16 protein-coding genes are annotated in these 19348 nt (G+C 61.0%); 6 read left to right on the top strand and 10 right to left on the bottom strand.

Going from position 1 to position 19348, the window contains the following annotated elements; genetic code table 11:
• Positions 1 to 33: 33 nt before the first annotated feature.
• Together ACTG3X_RS04275 and ACTG3X_RS04280 are read right to left on the bottom strand one after the other, a co-directional pair.
• Positions 34 to 1008: a zinc transporter ZntB gene (locus tag ACTG3X_RS04275; protein ID WP_439109997.1), complete on the bottom strand. Its 975-nt coding sequence runs from the start codon at positions 1006 to 1008 to the stop codon at positions 34 to 36.
• 13 nt (positions 1009 to 1021) lie between these two features.
• Entirely contained in the window at positions 1022 to 1486 is a 465-nt protein-coding gene (locus ACTG3X_RS04280) for a hypothetical protein (protein WP_439109998.1), read from the bottom strand.
• Between the two features lie 118 nt (positions 1487 to 1604).
• Here ACTG3X_RS04280 and moaA point away from each other — a divergent pair, with 118 nt between their 5' ends.
• Both moaA and ACTG3X_RS04290 read left to right on the top strand, forming a co-directional pair.
• Positions 1605 to 2612 (top strand): GTP 3',8-cyclase MoaA, encoded by a 1008-nt coding sequence (moaA, locus tag ACTG3X_RS04285; protein WP_439109999.1) that lies wholly within the window; start codon positions 1605 to 1607, stop codon positions 2610 to 2612.
• 2 nt (positions 2613 to 2614) lie between these two features.
• Positions 2615 to 3841, top strand: coding sequence for a 3-deoxy-D-manno-octulosonic acid transferase (locus ACTG3X_RS04290; protein ID WP_439110000.1), 1227 nt, complete (start codon positions 2615 to 2617; stop codon positions 3839 to 3841).
• On the opposite strand, the gene ACTG3X_RS04295 is transcribed toward ACTG3X_RS04290, so the two are convergent.
• From ACTG3X_RS04295 to ACTG3X_RS04325, 7 genes are all read right to left on the bottom strand, one after another.
• Entirely contained in the window at positions 3829 to 4722 is an 894-nt protein-coding gene (locus ACTG3X_RS04295; protein WP_439110001.1) for a glycosyltransferase family 92 protein, read from the bottom strand. The genes ACTG3X_RS04290 and ACTG3X_RS04295 overlap by 13 nt on opposite strands.
• Position 4723: 1 nt before the next feature.
• Positions 4724 to 5830, bottom strand: a complete 1107-nt coding sequence (locus ACTG3X_RS04300; RefSeq protein WP_439110002.1) for a capsular polysaccharide export protein, LipB/KpsS family — start codon at positions 5828 to 5830, stop codon at positions 4724 to 4726.
• Positions 5831 to 5868: 38 nt separating this feature from the next.
• Positions 5869 to 7035 (bottom strand): M20 aminoacylase family protein, encoded by a 1167-nt coding sequence (locus ACTG3X_RS04305; RefSeq protein WP_439110003.1) that lies wholly within the window; start codon positions 7033 to 7035, stop codon positions 5869 to 5871.
• Between the two features lie 14 nt (positions 7036 to 7049).
• Complete coding sequence (locus ACTG3X_RS04310; protein ID WP_439110004.1) at positions 7050 to 8222, bottom strand: M20 aminoacylase family protein; 1173 nt, start codon at positions 8220 to 8222, stop codon at positions 7050 to 7052.
• Between the two features lie 12 nt (positions 8223 to 8234).
• The gene (locus tag ACTG3X_RS04315) at positions 8235 to 9575 is read right to left on the bottom strand and encodes an NAD(P)/FAD-dependent oxidoreductase (protein ID WP_439110005.1); all 1341 of its coding nucleotides are present in this window, start codon (positions 9573 to 9575) and stop codon (positions 8235 to 8237) included.
• Complete coding sequence (argE, locus tag ACTG3X_RS04320; protein WP_439110115.1) at positions 9575 to 10711, bottom strand: acetylornithine deacetylase; 1137 nt, start codon at positions 10709 to 10711, stop codon at positions 9575 to 9577. Before argE ends, ACTG3X_RS04315 begins: the two co-directional genes overlap by 1 nt.
• Positions 10712 to 10839: 128 nt before the next feature.
• The gene (locus ACTG3X_RS04325; protein WP_439110006.1) at positions 10840 to 12660 is read right to left on the bottom strand and encodes an ABC transporter ATP-binding protein; all 1821 of its coding nucleotides are present in this window, start codon (positions 12658 to 12660) and stop codon (positions 10840 to 10842) included.
• Between the two features lie 268 nt (positions 12661 to 12928).
• Between ACTG3X_RS04325 and ACTG3X_RS04330 the strand changes: the two genes are divergently transcribed.
• From ACTG3X_RS04330 to ACTG3X_RS04345, 4 genes are all read left to right on the top strand, one after another.
• Positions 12929 to 14635: a peptide ABC transporter substrate-binding protein gene (locus tag ACTG3X_RS04330; protein ID WP_439110007.1), complete on the top strand. Its 1707-nt coding sequence runs from the start codon at positions 12929 to 12931 to the stop codon at positions 14633 to 14635.
• A 110-nt stretch (positions 14636 to 14745) separates the two neighbouring features.
• Positions 14746 to 15810, top strand: a complete 1065-nt coding sequence (locus tag ACTG3X_RS04335; RefSeq protein WP_439110008.1) for an ABC transporter permease — start codon at positions 14746 to 14748, stop codon at positions 15808 to 15810.
• Positions 15803 to 16774: an ABC transporter permease gene (locus ACTG3X_RS04340; protein ID WP_439110009.1), complete on the top strand. Its 972-nt coding sequence runs from the start codon at positions 15803 to 15805 to the stop codon at positions 16772 to 16774. Before ACTG3X_RS04335 ends, ACTG3X_RS04340 begins: the two co-directional genes overlap by 8 nt.
• 225 nt (positions 16775 to 16999) lie before the next feature.
• Complete coding sequence (locus ACTG3X_RS04345) at positions 17000 to 18082, top strand: YeeE/YedE family protein (protein ID WP_439110010.1); 1083 nt, start codon at positions 17000 to 17002, stop codon at positions 18080 to 18082.
• Here the strand turns inward: ACTG3X_RS04345 and ACTG3X_RS04350 are convergent.
• On the bottom strand, positions 18018 to 19301 hold the full coding sequence (locus ACTG3X_RS04350; protein ID WP_439110011.1) for a DUF3422 family protein: 1284 nt from the start codon (positions 19299 to 19301) through the stop codon (positions 18018 to 18020). The genes ACTG3X_RS04345 and ACTG3X_RS04350 overlap by 65 nt on opposite strands.
• Between the last annotated feature and the right edge of the window lie 47 nt (positions 19302 to 19348).

Raw genomic sequence — 19348 nt, forward strand, 5'->3', positions numbered from 1 at the left:
ACCCCGGGTAAACAGTTACCTTGTGTAAAAGCTTCAGAAGAGCTTCATCTTCTTGAAAAGCGCATATTCCGCAATGAGCACCGCAACGATTGCACCACAGGTGATGGCAAAGCCGTTGGGGCTATCCGAGAGCGGCACGCCCCCCACATTGATCCCTAAAAGCCCCGTGAGAAAGCCAATGGGCAGAAAGAACGCCGAAACAATGGTCAGAACAAACATCTGTGTGTTCATCTGTTCGGCGCGCGCATCCATCACCTGATCCTGCACAATCTGCGCCCGATCCCGGATCGCATCCAGCTCTTCACAGAGCCGCGTCAGGCGGTCTGTGGCTTCACGCAACTGGCCGAGCGCCTCCCGCGAAACCCAGTCAAACGCCTCGACCTCAAAGGTGGTGAGCGCGTCACGCTGCGGAAACATATAGCGCCGCAACCCCGTTGCCATCTGGCGGATCTCGGCCAAAGCGCGCCGTGTCTCGCTCATGCTCTGCGCGGCCAGCGCGTCATCAAAGCTGTCGAGCTTTTCATTTAGCTCCGCCACAATCGGCTCGGCGCGGTCGGCAAGCCGCAGCACAAGCGCGGCGACCATATCTGCCGAAGCCAGCGGCGCGCGCCCCTCTTCCACCATCGTGGTCACATCGCCAAGCGCCTTAAGCTCACGCACCCCGCAGCTCACAACCTGCCCCGCCTCAACCCAGAGGCGCAAAGAGATCATGTCATCAGGCTCAGCACCTTCGGTCAGGTTTACCCCCCGCAAAACAAGGATGGCCCCCGCCCCGTGGGGCGTACAGCGCGGGCGGGTTTCCTCAGCGGTCAGTGCCGTGACAACGCTGTCATCCAGCTGAAGCCCGTGAAGGGTGCTGCGCAACGCAGCCACATCCCCCTGCACATGGCGCCAGAGATAGCCCCCTGCCGCGGGCGCATGAGCCGCCTCAAAGGCCTTGCCCCCGAGCACCACGGCGTGGCGGTCAGGCCCGATGGCATAGCCAAAGGCTGTCGGTACATTGGGCATGCTGCGCTCCGCGTTAGTTTATAAAGACATCAACTTCAGACAAGTCGGTCAAAGGTGCCTCAAGCACCCGCAACGCCGCCAGCGAAATCTGGCTGCCTGCGGTTTTCACCCCCTCAATCGGCACAAGCTCAAGCTCCACAGCCTTGCCTGTCTTGGCGTAGACAACACGGCCCATCGCCGCCTCGCTCACAAGAGGCGTGCGCAGCCATAGCCCCGGCACCGTCGCATCGCCCAGCGAAGCCACAGTGCGCCCAAGCGCCTTGCCTTGCCCGCTCGCAGCCTGTGCTTTGGCTGCGGCCTCGGCAGCCTGCCGCTCGGCAGCACTCGTGGTGTCAAACTGCTCCACAGTGCGCGCATTGGCGGGCGGACGCGCCGCAGGCGGGCGCACAGCCGGTGCTGACGGGGCCACAACCGCCTCTGCTTCAGGGGCAGGCATCTCATCTGCCTGTTGCACCAAAGCACAGCCACCAAGGGCCATGCCAAAACTCAAACCTAAAAATACGTGCTTCATCCCCTCAGATTAAGCCCCACCAAGCGGCTTGACCAGTGCAGAAACACCCTTGCCCCGCTGCGCCCCAGCCCTTACCTGTTAAAGCATGAAAACGCCGTTAATTGACCCGTTCGCCCGCCCCATCTCGTACTTGCGTGTCTCCGTGACCGACAGGTGCGATTTCCGCTGTGTTTATTGCATGTCCGAAAACATGACATTCCTGCCCAAGAAAGAGCTTCTCACACTGGAAGAGCTTGACCGCATGTGCAGCACGTTCATAGGCCTCGGCGTTGAAAAGCTGCGGATCACGGGCGGCGAGCCGCTGGTGCGCAAAGGCATCATGACGTTTTTTAACGCGATGACACGGCACTTGGAGAGTGGCGCGCTCAAAGAGCTGACCCTCACAACCAACGGCTCCCAGCTTGAGCGTTTTGCCGATGAGCTTTACGCCGCTGGCGTGCGCCGTATCAATATTTCGCTCGATACGCTGGATGAGCAGAAATTCGCAGACATCACCCGCTGGGGCCGCTTGCCCCAGGTGTTGCGCGGGATCGAGGCGGCCAAAAAGGCAGGGCTGCGCGTCAAGATCAACACGGTTGCGCTCAAGGGCTTTAACGAGGAGGAGCTTTTCACCTTGGCCGAATGGTGCAAACACGAAGATATGGACCTTACGTTCATCGAAGTCATGCCCATGGGCGACATCGGCAATGAAGACAGGCTCGACCAATACTGGCCCCTGAAAGACTTGCGCGCCACTTTGGCCGAGCGCTACACGCTCAAAGACCTGGCCCACCGCACAGGTGGCCCCGCGCGCTATGTGGAGCTTGTTGAAACAGGCCAACAGATCGGCTTTATCACACCGCTCACCCATAATTTCTGCGAAAGCTGCAACCGCGTGCGCCTCACCTGCACGGGCGAGCTTTTCATGTGCCTTGGTCAGGAAGACAACGCCGACCTGCGCGCGCCCCTGCGCGACCACCCGGACACCACAGCACCGCTAGAAGCCGCCATTCGCGCAGCCATCGAACGCAAACCCAAGGGCCACGACTTTGATTATGACCGCCAGAACGTTGGCGGCAAAATGACCCGCCACATGAGCCACACAGGCGGCTGAGCGTGACCACGCCTGCCCTGCTCAAAGCCTACTTCGCGCTCACAGCCGTTGCCCCCTGGCTTCTGAAACATGCGGCCAAACGCCAGCACCTGCGCCAATCCGCAGCATCAGAGCGCCTTTGCGAGCGTATGGGCCAAGCCACAAAACCACGCCAGACTGGGCCGTTGATCTGGCTACACGCGGCATCGGTCGGAGAAGTCCAGTCCGCGGTCGCGCTTGCGCCGCTGCTGGCCGAGAAGGCCCAGCTGCTTGTGACCACCGCCACACAAACAGGGGCAGACCGCGCGCGCGCCGTGCTCCCCAAGGGCACGCTCCATCAGTTTCAGCCTATTGATACGCCCTTGGCCACGCGCAAGTTTCTGGCGCATTGGCAGCCTGATCTTGCTCTCTTTGTCGAGGCTGACCTCTGGCCCCGCATGTGCCGCGCACTGGCTCAAAACGGAACACCCACAGCACTTCTCAATGCACGCAGCTCCAAGAGCCGCGCACGTTTTCCGCGCGTTTACAAAGAGATGCTGTCTTCTTTTAACGTCATTACCTGCCAAAGTGACATGGCTCAAAAAGAGCTTCAGGCGCTCGGCATCTCTCCCGACGTTCTCTTCACGTTCGGAGATCTGAAGGCAGCACTCCCCAAGCCCGAACCAGACGCGGCAGCGCTCGCGGCGTTCCGTGCTGCAGCTGGAAAGCGCCCTCTCTGGTCCGCCGTTTCCACCCATGCAGCCGATGAAGCACATGTGCTCGCGGCCCACCGTGACGTGCTCCGGCACACCCCAGAAGCGCTCTTGCTCTGGCTGCCACGGCATCCCGCACGCGCCACAGCCATCAGAGACGCCGCCAAAGACCTACACCTCGCCCAACGCAGCCTCGGCGAAGCCGTCACGTCACAGAGCCAGATTTTGCTCGCTGACACCCTCGGGGAAGCTGGCGCCGCCTTTGCAACCGCGCCTGTTGTCTTTCTGGGCGGCTCCTTTGGCCGTGAAGGTGGTCACACACCCTACGAGCCGGCCAAGGCAGGCTGCTATGTTTTGTCAGGCCCCAATGTGGCTAATTTCAAAGACGCCTACGCGCGCCTCAGCCGCGAAGGCTACGCCACGCTGCTAGACAGCAGCACGGCACTTGCACAGGCCCTCACAACACATATGCGCAGGCCCCACAAAGCACTTTGGCAATCACAGTCAGAAAACGCCGTGGCAAAAACGGCTGCGAAACTTCTGTCTTACGTGCCCTGAACCCGCGCCAGAAACTCTAGCGCAGCTCGGTCTTCCACCTCATCCGCCTCGATCTCGTCCACAATGCGCTGCACCCGCCGCGCATGTTGTTGCAGCTCTACCGAAGCAATCAGGCAGGCCGCCAACTTGGTCTGCAAATCCGAGTTCGAGCGTGTGTAATAGTGATTGAGCTGCAAGCGCTGGTTTGAGTAGAAATCAGCCCGCCCACGCGCCTTGTGCGCCGCAGGCTGGCCCCTGTCGTTCACCCCTTCGGCACGTCCGTCTATCTCCATCCCGTGTACCCGCACACCGGTCACACGGCACGGATCAACGATGCATTTCCAGTTGAGGGCATGGCGCGCGCTCTGCACATCCCGCATCCGCATCAGGTAGTTGGCCACAATGCCCCCTTCAGGGGGCCCCTCATGGCCAGATCGACCAAACATCTGCCAAGGCAAAGAGACATGTGCCGCGGCTTCCAGCTCGGCCAAGGCCGCATCAAGGCTGTCATGCTCTCTGGGCACAATAAATTCGTCCACATCCACAAAGGCCATCCAGCGATATGCGCCGCCGTAATTTGCCAAAGCATGTGCAAATGCCAGCACCTGATTGTGCAGCTCGGCCCCCGTGCGCCCGTCGCGCAGGCTTTGCGCCCAAGGGAGAATGGTCAGCGCATCTTCAGGCAGGCAGCCACGCAAGAGCGCGCACGTTTCATCTGTGGATCCGTTGTCATAAACATAGAAGTGGCGCACGCCCGCCAGCGCATGAAAGCGGGCCCATTCTTCAATATAGCGCGCCTCGTTCTTTACGATAATAGCAATCGCAACACCCACACGCGCCGCGTCGGGCTTGGGCGGAACAACCGCCAGCTTACTGATGGGCCGTGCCTTGAAAAATCCCATTTTAGGTCCTTTCAGCCAACAAACGCTGCACTTGGCGCGCATCTGTCAGCGTTTCTCCGTCAAATCCGATGTAATAATCACGCGCAAGCCATGTCAGAAACCGCGCTCTGAGCGCCGCATCAAAGGTCAAACCATCCGCACGCGCAAAAGCCTGTTTCAGCGCCTCGGCGCTACCCACCCGTTCTGCAACTCCCGCAATATCATACAAGGCCTCGCCCGTAAGAAGCACCGGCTTGTCCCAGAACATCGCTTGCAAGCCCATAGAAGAGTTGATCGTCACAACCCCTTGGCTCGCCGCAATCTGGGCAAAGCTGTCGGCAGAATTATCAAGTTCAAAGCGCGCGCCCGAAGCGATCAGTGCGTTGATTTTATCCGTCAAGGCAACCTTGGAAGACGGGTGCTCCTTGAGCCGTAAATGCCAGCCCTCTGGCAAGCTCTGCGACGCGTCTGCCAAAGCCTCAAGAAAGCCCGCCAAACCGCCACACCAGCCCGCAAACAGCGTCATCTGGCTGTCATCAGGCACTTGCAGCGGCACAAAGAGAAACTGAGCACCGCCAAACTCGCCCGCCGCTTGCCCCACATCGGCCCGCCGTGGCACGCGGGCCTTAAAGCCGCCTTTCAGATTTGCCAGCAGTTCCAGATCCGGCGTCACACTGTCATAAAACGCGCCTGCACGTGGAACAGAGCCCTCTGCATTTACGCCTTGCGCATCCAGCGTGCGCCTGAGCGGCAAAGGGGACAGTTCGGCAAACAAAACCCTTGCCCCGGCATCACGTGCGCCCTCCATAAAGGCTCGCCGCGTGCCCGTGAGGCCCTGCCAACACAGAGCCACAGCCTCTGGGTGCGTTTCAAAATACCGTCGCGCCCAATTGTAACGCCCCTTTAGAAAAGTAAGCTTCAACCAGCGCGCCAAAGCCCGTTTGGGCTGTTTCTTTGCCCGGGCAAGACAGGCCTGCGCGCGCGCTTGGGTCTGTTCATAACCACGCCAGCGCATCGCCCATGTGCCAAGGCGCTTGCCCGCACCAACTTCTGTTGCGATCGCCCGAAAAAAAGCCATTTTTTCGGCGTGAGGCTCAGCCAGATAAGCAAGAAAGGGCGCAGGTTTCATGCGCCCTTCCTAGTCTGCCGCCCCATGGCGCGCAAGCCTCAGCCCGCCGCAGGCATCCGCTGTTCGACAATTTCGGCCCAATAGCTGCAGCCCGCAGGAATGGCCTCGTCGTTGAAGTCATACTTGGTGTTATGCACCATCGCCGTGTCACCATTGCCCATAAGGATATAAGCACCGGGGCGCTCTTCGAGCATAAAGGCAAAGTCTTCCCCCCCCATGACAAGCGGCGCTTCTTCGCAGCCACCCGACACGCTGGTGGCAACCTCGCGCAAGAAATCTGTTTGCGCCGCGTGGTTGTCCATCACAGGGTAGTTGCGCTGGTAGGTCACATCGACAGTGCCGCCAAATGTCGCCGCAATCCCGTTGCAAATCTCTCCGAGGCGCTGCTCAGCCAAGTCTCGCATGGCGGCGCTCATGGTGCGCACGGTTCCCTTAAGCGTGACGCCTCCGGGGATCACGTTAAACGCCTTGGAACTGGTTTCAAATGACGTCACAGACACCACAATATTCTCAACAGGGTCGGCATTGCGGCTGGCAATCGTCTGCAAAGCCAGCACAGCCTGCGCCGCCATCACGGTTGTGTCCACAGTCTCCTGCGGCTTGGCCCCGTGGCCACCACGCCCCGTAAACTCGACAGTAAACACATCCGTTGCCGCAAAAAACGGCCCCGAACGGATAGAAAACGCCCCCACAGGCTTCCCGGGCCAGTTGTGCATCCCGTAGACTTCCTGAATGCCGAAGCGCTCCATCATGCCATCGTCACACATCTCTTTGCCGCCGCCACCGCCTTCTTCGGCGGGCTGGAAGATCACGACAGCCGTGCCGTCAAAGTTCCGGGTCTCGGCCAGATATTTTGCCGCGCCGAGCAGCATCGCCGTGTGCCCGTCATGCCCGCAAGCATGCATTGCACCGGGTGTTTTGCTGGCATAGGGCAGCCCCGTTTCTTCGGGCATCGGCAGCGCATCCATATCCGCGCGCATCCCCACAACCTTCCCGGAGGTATCCGACTTGCCCTTGATCACCCCCACAACCCCCGTGCGGCCAATCCCCGTGACAACCTCGTCACAGCCAAACGCCTTGAGCTTTTCCGCCACAATCGCGCTGGTGCGATGGGTCTCGAACAGGATTTCGGGGTGCTCGTGAAAGTCACGGCGCCATGCGGTGATTTCGTCATGCAGCTCGGCAAAGCGGTTCTTTACAGCCATTGTCTTTCTCCTTGTCAGTCTGTCAGGGGCATGCGCTGCTCGGCCAGTTCGGCAAAGAAGCTACAGCCCACGGGCAGGATATCGTCGTTAAAGTTGTAATTCGGGTTGTGCAGATCGGCGCTGTCACCATTGCCGATAAAGACATAGGCCCCGGGCCGTGCTTCCAGCATCTCCGAAAAGTCCTCTGCAGGCATCACAGGGTCGATCTCCACCGTCTCGCGCCCCGTCACAGCCTTGGCCGCCGCTGCCGCATGGCGCGCAGCCTCCACGTCATTCACAGTCGGCGGCACGCCATCATTGGCAAACTCAAGCACAGCACTGCCACCATAGGCTTCTGCGGTGTGCTGAATGATCGCGTTCATCCGCGCGCCCATCACCTCGCGCACATCCTTGTCAAAGTAGCGCAGCGTGCCCTTAATCGTCACCATATCAGGGATCACGTTGTAAATATCCGTGTTCGAGCGCAGCCCGCAAAGCGAGATAACAGCCGAGCGCAAAGGGTTCACGCTGCGCGCCACAACCGATTGCATCGCCACCACGATATGGCTCGCCACAAGTGAGGTATCAACCGACAGATGCGGCATGGCCCCGTGCCCGCCCTTGCCCGTCACAACAATGCGAAACGCCTCGGCAGCCGACATCTGCGGCCCTTCCAGCACAGCAAATTGCCCCGCCTCGATGCCGGGCCAGTTGTGCATCCCGTAGATCTCGTCAATCGCAAAGCGCTCCATCAGCCCTTCGGCCAGCATGGCCTTGGCCCCGCCACCCCCCTCTTCGGCAGGCTGGAAACAGAGCACAACCGTGCCGTCAAAGTTGCGGGTCTCGGCCAGATATTGCGCCGCGCCCAAAAGCATACTGGTATGCCCGTCATGGCCGCAGGCGTGCATCTTGCCCGCGTTTTGCGACGCATAGGGCAGCCCCGTCGCCTCACGGATCGGCAGCGCGTCCATATCGGCGCGAAAGCCGATGGTGTGCCCGCTGCCCTGCCCGCGCCCGCGGATCACAGCCACAACACCTGTCTTACCAAAGCCTTCAACCACCTCATCGCAGCCAAAGCCGCGCAAGCGTTTGGCCACAAGCCCCGCCGTGCGCGTCTCTTCAAAGCGCAGTTCGGGGTGGGTGTGAAAGTCGCGCCGCCACGCCGTGATTTCGGCGCTCAGCTCGGCAAATCTGTTCTTAACTGGCATAACGCCTGCTCCTTAGACATCAGGTCCAAGCTCGAGCTTGGCATAGTTGTCAAACCGCGCAAGGCGAAAACGCGTGAGGTCGTGTCCGACGTCGCGTCCCAGCATCATATCCGCCATAATCCGCCCGAAAGCCGGGCCAATGCCAAATCCGTGGCCACACATCCCCGTGCAAATGCTCAGCCCCTGCACAGGAGCATGGTCCACAATCGGCACAACATCAGGCATCGTGTCGATCATCCCCGCCCAACGCCGCGCCACCTTGGGCCGCCCGATTTTGGGGAAGCGCGCAGCAAATTTGTCGAGCATACGGTCAAGGGCCGCATCACTCGGCGCAGGGTCAAGCACGCGCATCCGCTCAAACGGGGTTTCCTCATCCAGCCGCCAGCGCCGTTTGGTCAAGAACCCGTCAGGCCAGTCGCGCGGTGCAGGCGGGCGGTAACTCATGCCAAAGTCTCCCCCCACAATCAGCTGGCGGTAATGGGGCACATGGCGCAGAGCGTCTGGCCCCACCCAAAGATGGTTCACCCCCAAAGAGGCCATGGTATAGCCCCCGTCCTTGCGGCGGCGAAACGACATCGCATCCTCGCCCGCAGCGCCCTCAAAGAAAGACGGCATCGCCTCGGTCGCCAAGACATTGGAGCGCACAGACAGCTGCGGAATGCTCACGCCCTCGCGGCGCAAAAACAGCGAGGACCAAGCGCCCGCCGCCACAAGCACCAGCTTGGTTTTCACCTCGCCCGCCTCGGTGACAACGCCGCTCACAGCGCCCGCCTCGCGCAAAAGCCCGCGCACAGCGCAGCCCTCGCGGATACTCACACCCGCCGCCACAGCCGCCCGCGCCAGCGCAGGCACGGCCTCAAACGGCTCAGCCACCATATCATCAGGCGTATGCATGGCCCCGCCCCAAGGGTTGTGGGCGTCAGGCAACAGCGCGGCAACTTGCGCGCGCGACAGCATCTGCGTGCCAGCGGCGCGGCCAAATTCTTTTGCCCATGCCTCATATTTCCCTAGCTGTGCTTCATTCTTGGGCAAAAAGGTAACGCCGGGGCGCTTGAGGCCGAAGTCATCTTTGCAAACAGCGGCCAGTTCTTCCCACCGCTCCTGGGCTTCAATGACAATGGGCAGCTCCGCATAGTCGCGCCCTGTCTTGCGGATCCAGCCCCAGTTGCGCGCACTTTGCTCGGCCGCAACACGGCCCTTCTCAAGCAACAGCGGCTTCAGGCCCAGCTGTGCAAGGTAATAGGCCGCACAGACGCCAATCACCCCGCCACCGATGATCACCGCATCGGCCTCTTTTGGCAGTGGGTCCGCATACTCGGGCGCTTTGTGCAGCCCCAGTGGTATACCCAGCATCACCCCGCAAGCTCCTCAAGCAACCGCTCCATAAAGCGCTGGCCCGCCTCAAACTCGGCCACCGCGATAAATTCATCTGGCTGATGGGCCTGTTCAATACTGCCCGGCCCACAGATCACAGCAGAATAGCCCGCGTCCTGAAACTGGCCCGCTTCGGTGCCATAGCTCACAACATGGCTCGCGTTGTCCCCCGTCAAACGGCGCACAAAGCTCTCGGCCACACCGTCCTGTTCAGGCTTAAGCCCGGGCACATCAAAAAACGGTTCCAGATCAATCCGCGCCTCCGGATGAATCGCCTTCATATCGGCTTCCACCTCGCGCACCCGCGCAGTGTAGCGGTCAATCCAGTCTTGCTTCTGCTCGCTCGGCACCACGCGAAATCCCATCACAAACCGACAGTCTTTGGCCGTAATGTTGTTGGCCGTGCCCCCTTCTATTGTGCCCACATGGGCATTGGTCCAGGGCGGATCAAACATCGTGGCCAGGCTGTGGGGCGTGCGCGCCATGCTCTGGGCATTGGCCTCATTGGCCCATTCCAGCAGCTTGGCCGCCTCCATAACCGCGCTCACACCCCGGTGCATGATCGAGGAATGCACCTCAAACCCCACAACATGCGTCGCAATCCCCACACCGCCCTTGTGGCCGTTCACACATTTCATCAGGCTTGGTTCACCGATAATGGCCAGCTCCGCCTTGGGCAAAACGCCCTGCATCGCCGCAATCATCGCAGGCGCGCCCGTGCAGCCCACCTCCTCGTCATAGCTCAACGCAATCTGAAGTGGCCGTGTCACGCCGCGTCGCTTGGCTTCCACCAAAGCCCAGATCGCCAGCGCATCAAACCCTTTCATGTCACAGGTGCCGCGCCCGTAATACTTACCGTCCCGTTCGGTCACGGTAAAAGGATCGGTTGTCCAGGGTTGCCCGTCCACAGGCACCACATCGGTATGCCCTGAAAGCACAACGCCTCCCGCCACCTCGGGGCCAACATGGGCAAAAAGCGCACAATGCGTCCTGGCCTCGTCGCGCCAGTGGCGGTGGCTCTCAATGCCATGCTCCGCCAGATACCCCTCCACCCAGTCAATCAGATCGGTGTTCGGATCGCGGCTCACGGTCGGGAAGCTCACCAGCTTCTCCATCAGCTCGAATGGCGTTAAAACTGGCACATCAGCCCCTTTCATTGCTTTCTTTTTGCAAAAAATATCCCGGGGGTCTGGGGGCAGCGCCCCCAGCGGGTCGCCTGCGCCAGCAGGCGATCCCCTTCATTTCAATACCCGCTGTCTGTTGTCAGAATATAGTGGTCTGGCCCCACTTCCTTGTAAGCGCTCGGCGCAGCCTCATACCCGACAGGGTGGATCGGCGACGGAATCGGCTTGAAGTTGAGATCGCGCTCATCCTTGCGGTTGCGCGGGTCGGCAATCGGCACCGCCTTCATCAAAGCCTGCGTGTAAGGGTGCTGGGGGTTTTCAAACACCGCCGCGCGCGGCCCCCGCTCCACAATACGGCCCAGATACATCACCCCCACATCGTGGCTCACCCGCTCCACAACCGCCATGTCATGGCTGATAAACAGATAAGACAGTCCCAATTCTGCCTGTAATTCCATCATCAGGTTCAAAACTTGTGCTTGCACCGAAACATCCAGCGCGCTCACCGCTTCATCCGCCACGATCAATTTCGGATTGAGCGCCAGCGCCCGCGCGATCGCAACCCGCTGGCGCTGACCGCCCGAAAGCTCGTGTGGATAGCGCCGCAAGAACGAGCGCGGCAGCTCCACACGGTCAAACAGCGCCGCGATACGGTCTTGCAGCTCCTGGCCCTTGGCCACGCCGTAGTTCTGCATCGGTTCGGCCACTTGGCTCATCAGGTTCATCTGCGGGTTAAGGCTGGCAAACGGGTCTTGAAAGATCATCTGCATATCAAGCCGCGCCGCGCGCAAGCCGCCCGTATCCAGCGCCATAATATCCTTGCCACCAAGGTTCACCTCGCCGCTCTGTGGCTCGACAAGCCGCAACAGCGAGCGCCCCGCCGTCGACTTGCCACACCCGCTCTCGCCCACAAGGCTCAGGGTGCGGCCCTTGTTGATGGTAAAGGAGATGTCCTCCACCGCATGAACATTGGCCACCGTCCGGCGAAAGAAACCGCCCTTCACAGGGAAGCGCGTGGTCAGGTTTTTCACCGACAAAAGCACCTCGTCGCTGCCTTTGATCGGGTCAAGGTTCTGATCTTTGCGCCCCAAAAGCTTCATCGGCTCGGGGTAGGCTTTGCCGCGCATCTCGCCCAGCTTGGGCACCGCGGCCAAAAGCGCTTTGGTGTAGTTATGCTGCGGGTTCTCGAAGATCTCTTCCACAGAGCCCTCTTCCACCTTGTTGCCGCGAAACATAACCACAACACGGTCTGCCATCTGCGCCACAACGGCCATATCGTGGGTGATAAACATCACAGCCGTGCCTGTCTCGCGCTTGAGGCGGTCCATAAGCGCCAGAATTTCGGCCTGAATGGTCACATCCAGCGCCGTTGTCGGCTCATCAGCGATCAAAAGACGTGGCTCACAGGCCAGCGCCATCGCGATCACAACACGCTGGCGCATCCCGCCAGACAGCTCGTGTGGATACTGCTTCAAGCGCCGCTCAGGCTCGGGGATACGCACCTGCTTCAACAGATCAAGCGCGCGCGCCTCGGCCTCGGCCTTGCTCAGCCCTTTGTGCATCCGCACGCCCTCGGCAAGCTGGCGGCCCACGGTAAAGACAGGGTTCAGCGCCGTCATCGGCTCCTGAAAGATCATTCCGATCTCGTTGCCACGAATCGTGCGCATCAGGCTTTGGTCGGTCTGGGCGAGGTCAATTTCGCCGCCCTCCCCCCGGTTGAACAGGAGCCGCCCCCCCGCGATTTCGCCGCCGCCATACTCGATGAGCCGCATCAAAGCGAGCGACGAGACCGACTTTCCCGAGCCGGATTCCCCAACGATACAGACGGTTTCGCCCGGTCTGATCTCAAATGAGACATCCTCCACCCCGATCACGGGGCCGTCCTTCGTCTGAAACGCAACCCGAAGGTTTTCGATCGTGGCAAGTGGTTGGTCAAGCATCGCTGGCATCCATCCCTAAAATGCAGATTGCGCCACGCTACAGAGAGGAGCGCAGGAGTGTCAAACCCTCCCTTGGCACTCACAGCGCCGCGTCACAGCATTTTCAAAGGGCTTGCAATTTTGCGAATCTCTGTTTCGTATGGAGCCATTGCGGGGGTCCTGCTGCTCAGACGTTTTCATCTGGCTTCGAGCCACCCCGCGCCTATGAATCCGCGACAAGCGGACAAGCTCAATCGGGGCGAAAGCTTCGTCCAACATGGAGTAAAACATGAAAGTCAAAACCCTTCTGCTTGGTGCAGCGGCGTCTTTTGCTATTGCCCCCGCGGCCATGGCCGAGCGCGGCTCTGATGGCCACGTCAACGTGATCTATTGGCAAGCGCCCTCGATCATGAACCCCTATTTGTCAGGCGGCACGAAAGATATCGAAGCCGCCTCACTCGTCATCGAACCGCTCGCGCGCTATGATGACAAAGGCGCGCTTGTACCTTTCATCGCAGCCGAAGTGCCCACAGTGGCAAACGGCGGCGTGAGCGAAGACCTCACCTCCATCACCTGGAAAATCCGTGAAGGCATCCTCTGGTCAGACGGCACCCCCGTCACAGCCAACGACGCCAAATTCACAGCCGATTACTGCATGCACCCCGAAGGCGGCTGCGCACAATCTGCGTTCTTTGATGGCGTTGAAAGCGTTGAAGTGCTTGACGAGATGACCCTCAAGATCACCTTTGACCAGCCTAAGCCAAACCCCTATGGCCCGCTCGTTGGCGGCCAGTCGCCCGTTTTGCAAGCGGCCCAGTTCGCGGACTGCCTTGGCGCCAAAGCGCCCGAGTGCACAGAGGCCAACTTCAGCCCGATCGGCACAGGCGGCTTCGTCGTGGACGAGTTCAAACCAAACGATGTGATCTCGCTCTCGGCCAACCCGAACTACCGTGAAGCCGACAAGCCCAAGTTCGCCACCATGACCCTCAAAGGCGGCGGCGATGCAACAGGCGCGGCCCGTGCCGTGTTTGAAACAGGCGAAATGGACTACGCCTGGAACCTTCAGCTCGCACCCGACGTGATCGCGAAGTTTGAAGAAGGCGGCAAAGGCAAAGCGGTTGCTGGCTTTGGCCCGCTCGTCGAGCGCCTCGAGATGAACATGACCAACCCGTCACCAGACCTTCCCGAAGGCGAGCGCTCCACCGTGGCACACCCACACCCCATCTTGTCTGATGTGCGCGTGCGTGAAGCCCTGTCGATCTCGATCGACCGCGATCTGCTGGTTGAAGTCGGCTATGGCCAAGCGGGCCGCCCGACATGCGACCTCGTTCCATCACCTGACAACTACGCGTCCAAAAACACATTCTGCCTCACGCAGGATATGGACCGCGCCCGCGCGCTTCTCGAAGACGCAGGCTGGGTTGACAGCGACGGCGACGGCGTGCGCGAAAAAGACGGTATGAAGCTTGCGCTTCTCTACCAAACATCAACCAACGCTGTACGTCAGGACTTCCAGGCCCTGATCAAACAGTGGTGGGAAGAAATCGGTGTTGAAGTCGAACTTCGCAACCTTGACGCCTCGGTCTTCTTTGGTGGCGACCCCGGCTCACCCGACACCTTCCAGAAGTTCTACGCCGACGTAGAAATGTATGCGAACACCTTCAACGGCACAGACCCGCAGCAGTATCTTGCGGCCTACCGGTGTGGCGGCGAGCCAAAGCCATCGTCACAGTGGCAGGGTGAAAACATCAACCGCTTCTGTGATCCGGCCTATGACGCCCTGATCGACGAACTGGCCCGCACAGGTGACATCGCCAAGCGCGGTGAAATCGCCAAGAAGATGAACGATATGCTGACAAAAGACAGCCACACAATCGTTGGTCTCGTGCACCGTGGTCGTGTTTCAGGCCAGTCAAACACGCTGGGCGGCCACGTCCTCAACGTGTGGGACTCAGAGCTCTGGGATGCAGCCGAATGGTACCGCATTAAAGAATAAGCCTTGCGCTTAACAGGCGTCCCGCTTTGTGCGGGGCGCCTCCCTCTTCGGTTTAGGCAGGCTCGCCTGCCCCCTTTGACACCAAGACCCATAAACAAAGGCTCCGCTTCATGCTGACATACACAATCCGGCGCTTGATCCTCTCCGTTCCGGTGCTTTTGTTCATTGCTCTTATTATCTTTCTGCTGTTGCAGCTCGCCCCGGGCGACCCGATGGCACAGGTGCCCCTGACGGTGCCGCCCGAGGTGAAAGAAAAGATGCGCGAGGCGCTCGGCCTTGGCGCGCCCTGGTATATCCAGTTCTGGAAATGGCTGGTGCAAATGTTCTGGATCGAGCCGCAGGTCTTTATCGACTGGCTCACCAACCACAGCACACTCTTTGGCTGGCTCCCCAACACAGACCTCTACACAGCCTGTGGCCCGGGCGTTGATGGCCCATGCGATCAGCGCGTGATCAGCTGGCAGACCCGCTCTCCCGTGATGGACATCGTGCTCCAGCGCCTGCCCCAGACACTCTGGGTGGTCGGGCTGGCCTATGTCGTGGCCTTCCTCATCGCCATTCCGATCGGGATCTATTCGGCCTACAAACAGTATTCCACCTTTGATCAGGCGGGCACATTCATCACCATGATCGGCTTTTCCGTGCCGCCCTTCTTCACAGGGCCGCTGATGATCGTGATCTTTGCCGTCTGGCTCGGCTGGTTCCCCTCGATCTATGACACCACCCATGTCGTCAACGACTGGGACAGCTTCGTGGTACAACTCAAGCAGATGATCATGCCTGTTATGGTGCTCGCCCTCCAGATCACCGCGCAGATCAGCCGCTTCATGCGCGCCTCGATGCTGGATAACCTCAAGCAAGACTATGTGCGCACCGCCCGTGCCAAGGGCCTGCCCGAGCGCGTTGTTGTGCTGGTGCACGTGTTGCGCAACTCGATGATCGCCGTTGTCACCGTGATCGCCCTCGCCATCCCCGGTATCTTCGGCGGCTCCATCATCACCGAGCGGGTCTTCAAGGTAAACGGGATCGGCGACTTGCTGATCGGCTCGCTCTTTGCATCGGACATGCCCATGGTCATGACCCTCACTTTCATCTTCGCCTTCCTCATCGTCATGGCAAACATCATCGCCGACGTGCTCTATGGCGTGCTAGACCCGAGAATCCGCTATGACTGATGACATCCAAGCCATCGAGGCCCTGCAAGACAACCAGCCGCTGAAGCCGCACCGCTCCCAATGGGCTGAGGTCTGGCTCCAGTTCCGCCAGCACAAAGGCGCAATGGTGGGCGGAGCCTTCCTGTTTCTCATCACCTTTTCGGTGCTCTTTGGCGCCTTCCTCTGGGATGTAGACCCGGGCAAGCTTGATATCCGCTCAAAGAACTTCCGCCCCATCTATGTGGCGCTGTGGGATTCGGCGGCCAAAACAAGCTGGGCCCATCCTTTTGGCACCGACCAGCTTGGCCGCGACGGCCTCGCCAACATGCTCGCAGGCGGGCGCACCTCCATGGCCGTTGGCTGGGCCGCAATGCTGCTCTCGCTCTTTCTTGGCGCGATGATCGGCGTTGTCGCGGGATATTTCAAAAAGCTCGACGGCCCGCTCATGCGCCTGACAGACCTGTTCCTCTCCCTGCCGATCCTGCCGCTGCTCCTCGTGGCGGTCACGCTCTTCCGCGAGCCGCTGCGCGCCACCTTCGGCTCGCCCGAGTCAGGCATGTTCGTGCTCATCGTCAGCGTCATCGGCATCACCTCCTGGATGCACACAGCCCGCATCGTGCGCGGCGATGTGCTGGCGCTCAAAGAGCGCGAGTTCGTCCTCGCCGCCCGCTCCGCTGGCACCACCTCGCGCGGCATCATCCTGCGTCACCTCTTGCCCAACGTGGTCTCGCCCATTGTGGTCTCGGCCACCTTCGGCCTTGCCACCGCGATCATCACAGAAAGCTCGCTCAGTTTCCTTGGCGTCGGCTTCCCGTCCGACTTCCCGACATGGGGCAAAATGCTGGCCGACTCCGTGTCACGGATGCAGGAATACCCCGAGCGGGTTGTCCTTCCCGGCATCGCGATTTCGCTGACCGTGCTGGCCGTGAACTTCCTCGGCGACGGCTTGCGCGACGCGCTTGACCCGCGCATCAGAGGCCGCTGAGCGCCGAACTGCTCACCAGACCAATTAAAAACGCGCGTCCCAAACAGGGGCGCGCGTTTGGCATTTCCTCCCAGCCACATCCGCACAAGAGAACAGCCACGCAGCCGCCCCGCCCGAAGAGAACATCCTCCCGCAGCCCAAAGCCCGCCGCCGCGCCGCTCCCCTTGTCGCAAGGGAAAAACCCCGCCACCTAGAGGCCAACACGCCCGCCTCAGGAGACGCACCATGTTTGAATCTTTCGGTTTTGAAACCCTCACCCCCGGTCAGGCCAGCCTCTATCTGGCCCTCGCCCTTGGCGCAGCTTTCGGTGTGCTGGCCGAGATCACCCGCTTTTGTTTGCGCCGCGCGCTCACAGGGGCCGAGGCCACAGACCGCCGCGCGGCAGGTGGCGTCTGGCTCATGGCGCTGGCCGTGGCCCTGATCGGCACCCAAGCCGCCGTCGCCACAGGCCTGATCACGTTTGAGGCGCACCGCTTCTTCGCCGCTGATCTGCCCGCGCTCGCCATTGTGCTTGGCGGCCTCGCTTTTGGCGCGGGCATGGTGCTCACCCGTGGGTGCGCCTCGCGCCTTGCGGTGCTTTCGGCCTCAGGCAACCTGCGCGCAGCCCTTGTGCTTGTGCTCTTCGCCATCGCGGCCCATGCCACGCTCAAAGGCGTGCTTGCGCCTGTCTCGGCCAGCCTTGCCGGCGTCACCCTGCCTCTGGGCGAGTATACCTCGCTGACCGCCCTCCCCGGTGGGGCGCTGCCCTACACTGTTGCATTGGCGCTCGCCTTCCTCGCGCTCGCCCTCCGCTCGGGCGCAGCCAAGCTCCACCTTGCCCTTGCCGTGCTCATCGGCCTCATCGTGCCAGCAGCATGGGTCGGCACGGGCTTTGTGCTCTTTGACGAATTCGACCCGATCATGGCCGAAAGCCTCAGCCTCACAGCGCCCGCCACGGCCACGCTCTTCTGGGGCATCGCCAGCACCTCTATCGCACCGGGCTTTGGTGTGGGTCTTGTCGGCGGCATCCTTGCAGGGGCTGCCGCCTCGGCGCTTCTCTTCAAGCGCTTCGCTTGGGTCAGCTTTGAAAGCCCCGCCCAGACAGGCCGCTATGCCCTTGGCGCGCTCTTGATGGGTGTTGGCGGTGTGCTGGCAGGCGGCTGCACCTTGGGCGCAGGCCTCTCAGGCATCCCGACACTTGGCTTTGCCGCCTTCCTCGCGCTCGGCGCGATCATCGCAGGCGCAAAACTCGCCGCGCGCGTGCTCAATGAAACCGGTTCCGAATACGCCGCACAGCCAGCCAAACAAGCCCTACAACCGGCAGAGTGACAAGCGCGCTCAACATCCCTTTGTCGAGGCCCGCAAGCGCTTTGGCAAAGGGATAGGCCGCGTAACTCACCAAATTCACCGCATAATAGCTGATCGCAACCACAGACAGCCCCTCGACCGTCTGTTGCAGCCTGAGCTGCGCATCGGCACGGCGGTTCATACTGCTCAAAAGCTCACTGTCTTGTGCGCTGCGCTCCACTTCCACCCGCGTGCGCAGCAAGTCACCCGCCCGCATGGCGCGATCCGCCATCTTGCTCAAACGCCCGCGTGTGGCTGCCACCGTGCGCATCGCAGGGTCATAGCGCCGCATCATAAATTCGCCAAACGTCTGCCGCCCGTTGACCCGCGTTTCGCGCAAGACCGCAATCCGCTCATGCACCAGCGCCTCATAGGCCTCTGTCGCGCCAAAGCGAAAAGACGCCGCCGCACTCAGCGCCTCAAGCTCTGCTGAAACGCTGAGAAGCCCGTCCAGCGTGGCTTCTGCCGGGGTTTCCGAACGCGTCATATCCTCCATCAGCCCCGAGAGCTGGGCATCAAACTTGGCCAGTTGCGCCCCCAAGCTGCGCACCCGTGCAAAGCCGAGCATCGAGAGTGTCTTATAGGTCTCGATCTCGCAGAGCCGCTGCACAATCCGCCCGGTGCGCTGCGGCCCCGTTGCGGGCATCACAAACACGGCAAAGCGCATGTGCCCGTTGGGGTCGATGTGAAAATCTCCCGCGATCAACGCCGCCTCATCCAGCACATAGGACACAGCCACGCTTTCCTGCACAAACCACGCGCCCAGCGTTTCGCGCAGGTCTGCCTGCTCTGGCATCGGCTGCACACGCACAAGCGCGCTCGTCACCCGCTCCATGTTTGAGGCGGCGAGCCAGTCTTCAGGGAAGATATCAAAATCCGCCCCGTCAAACGCGCGCTCAGAATGCCCCGCGCCAAAGGCGGTATAGGTCACAAACTCTGTGTGGCTCTCCCATTTGAGCGTATAGCGCCCGATCTGCCCCGAATAATGCGTGGCATGGGGCTTGGGGTGCGGCGCGCCGTAGCGGTCAAGCAGCGCACAAAGGTGGGCAATGTCTGCCGCCCTGTCGCGCCCCGCCGCGTCCCTTTTGGGCCTCAGCGCCACAAAAACAGCGCTTGCAGGTGCCGCAATGCTCGGAAACGGGCGCGCGTGCAGCTCATTGGCCAGCTCATAGCGCAGCGGGTGGTCTTCAAATGCTGTCATCAGGCGCACTCCTTTTCAGCGCCACCCTAGCGCGCGCCGCCAATTTG

The organism is Lentibacter sp., assembly GCF_965658795.1.
Classification (GTDB): domain Bacteria; phylum Pseudomonadota; class Alphaproteobacteria; order Rhodobacterales; family Rhodobacteraceae; genus Lentibacter.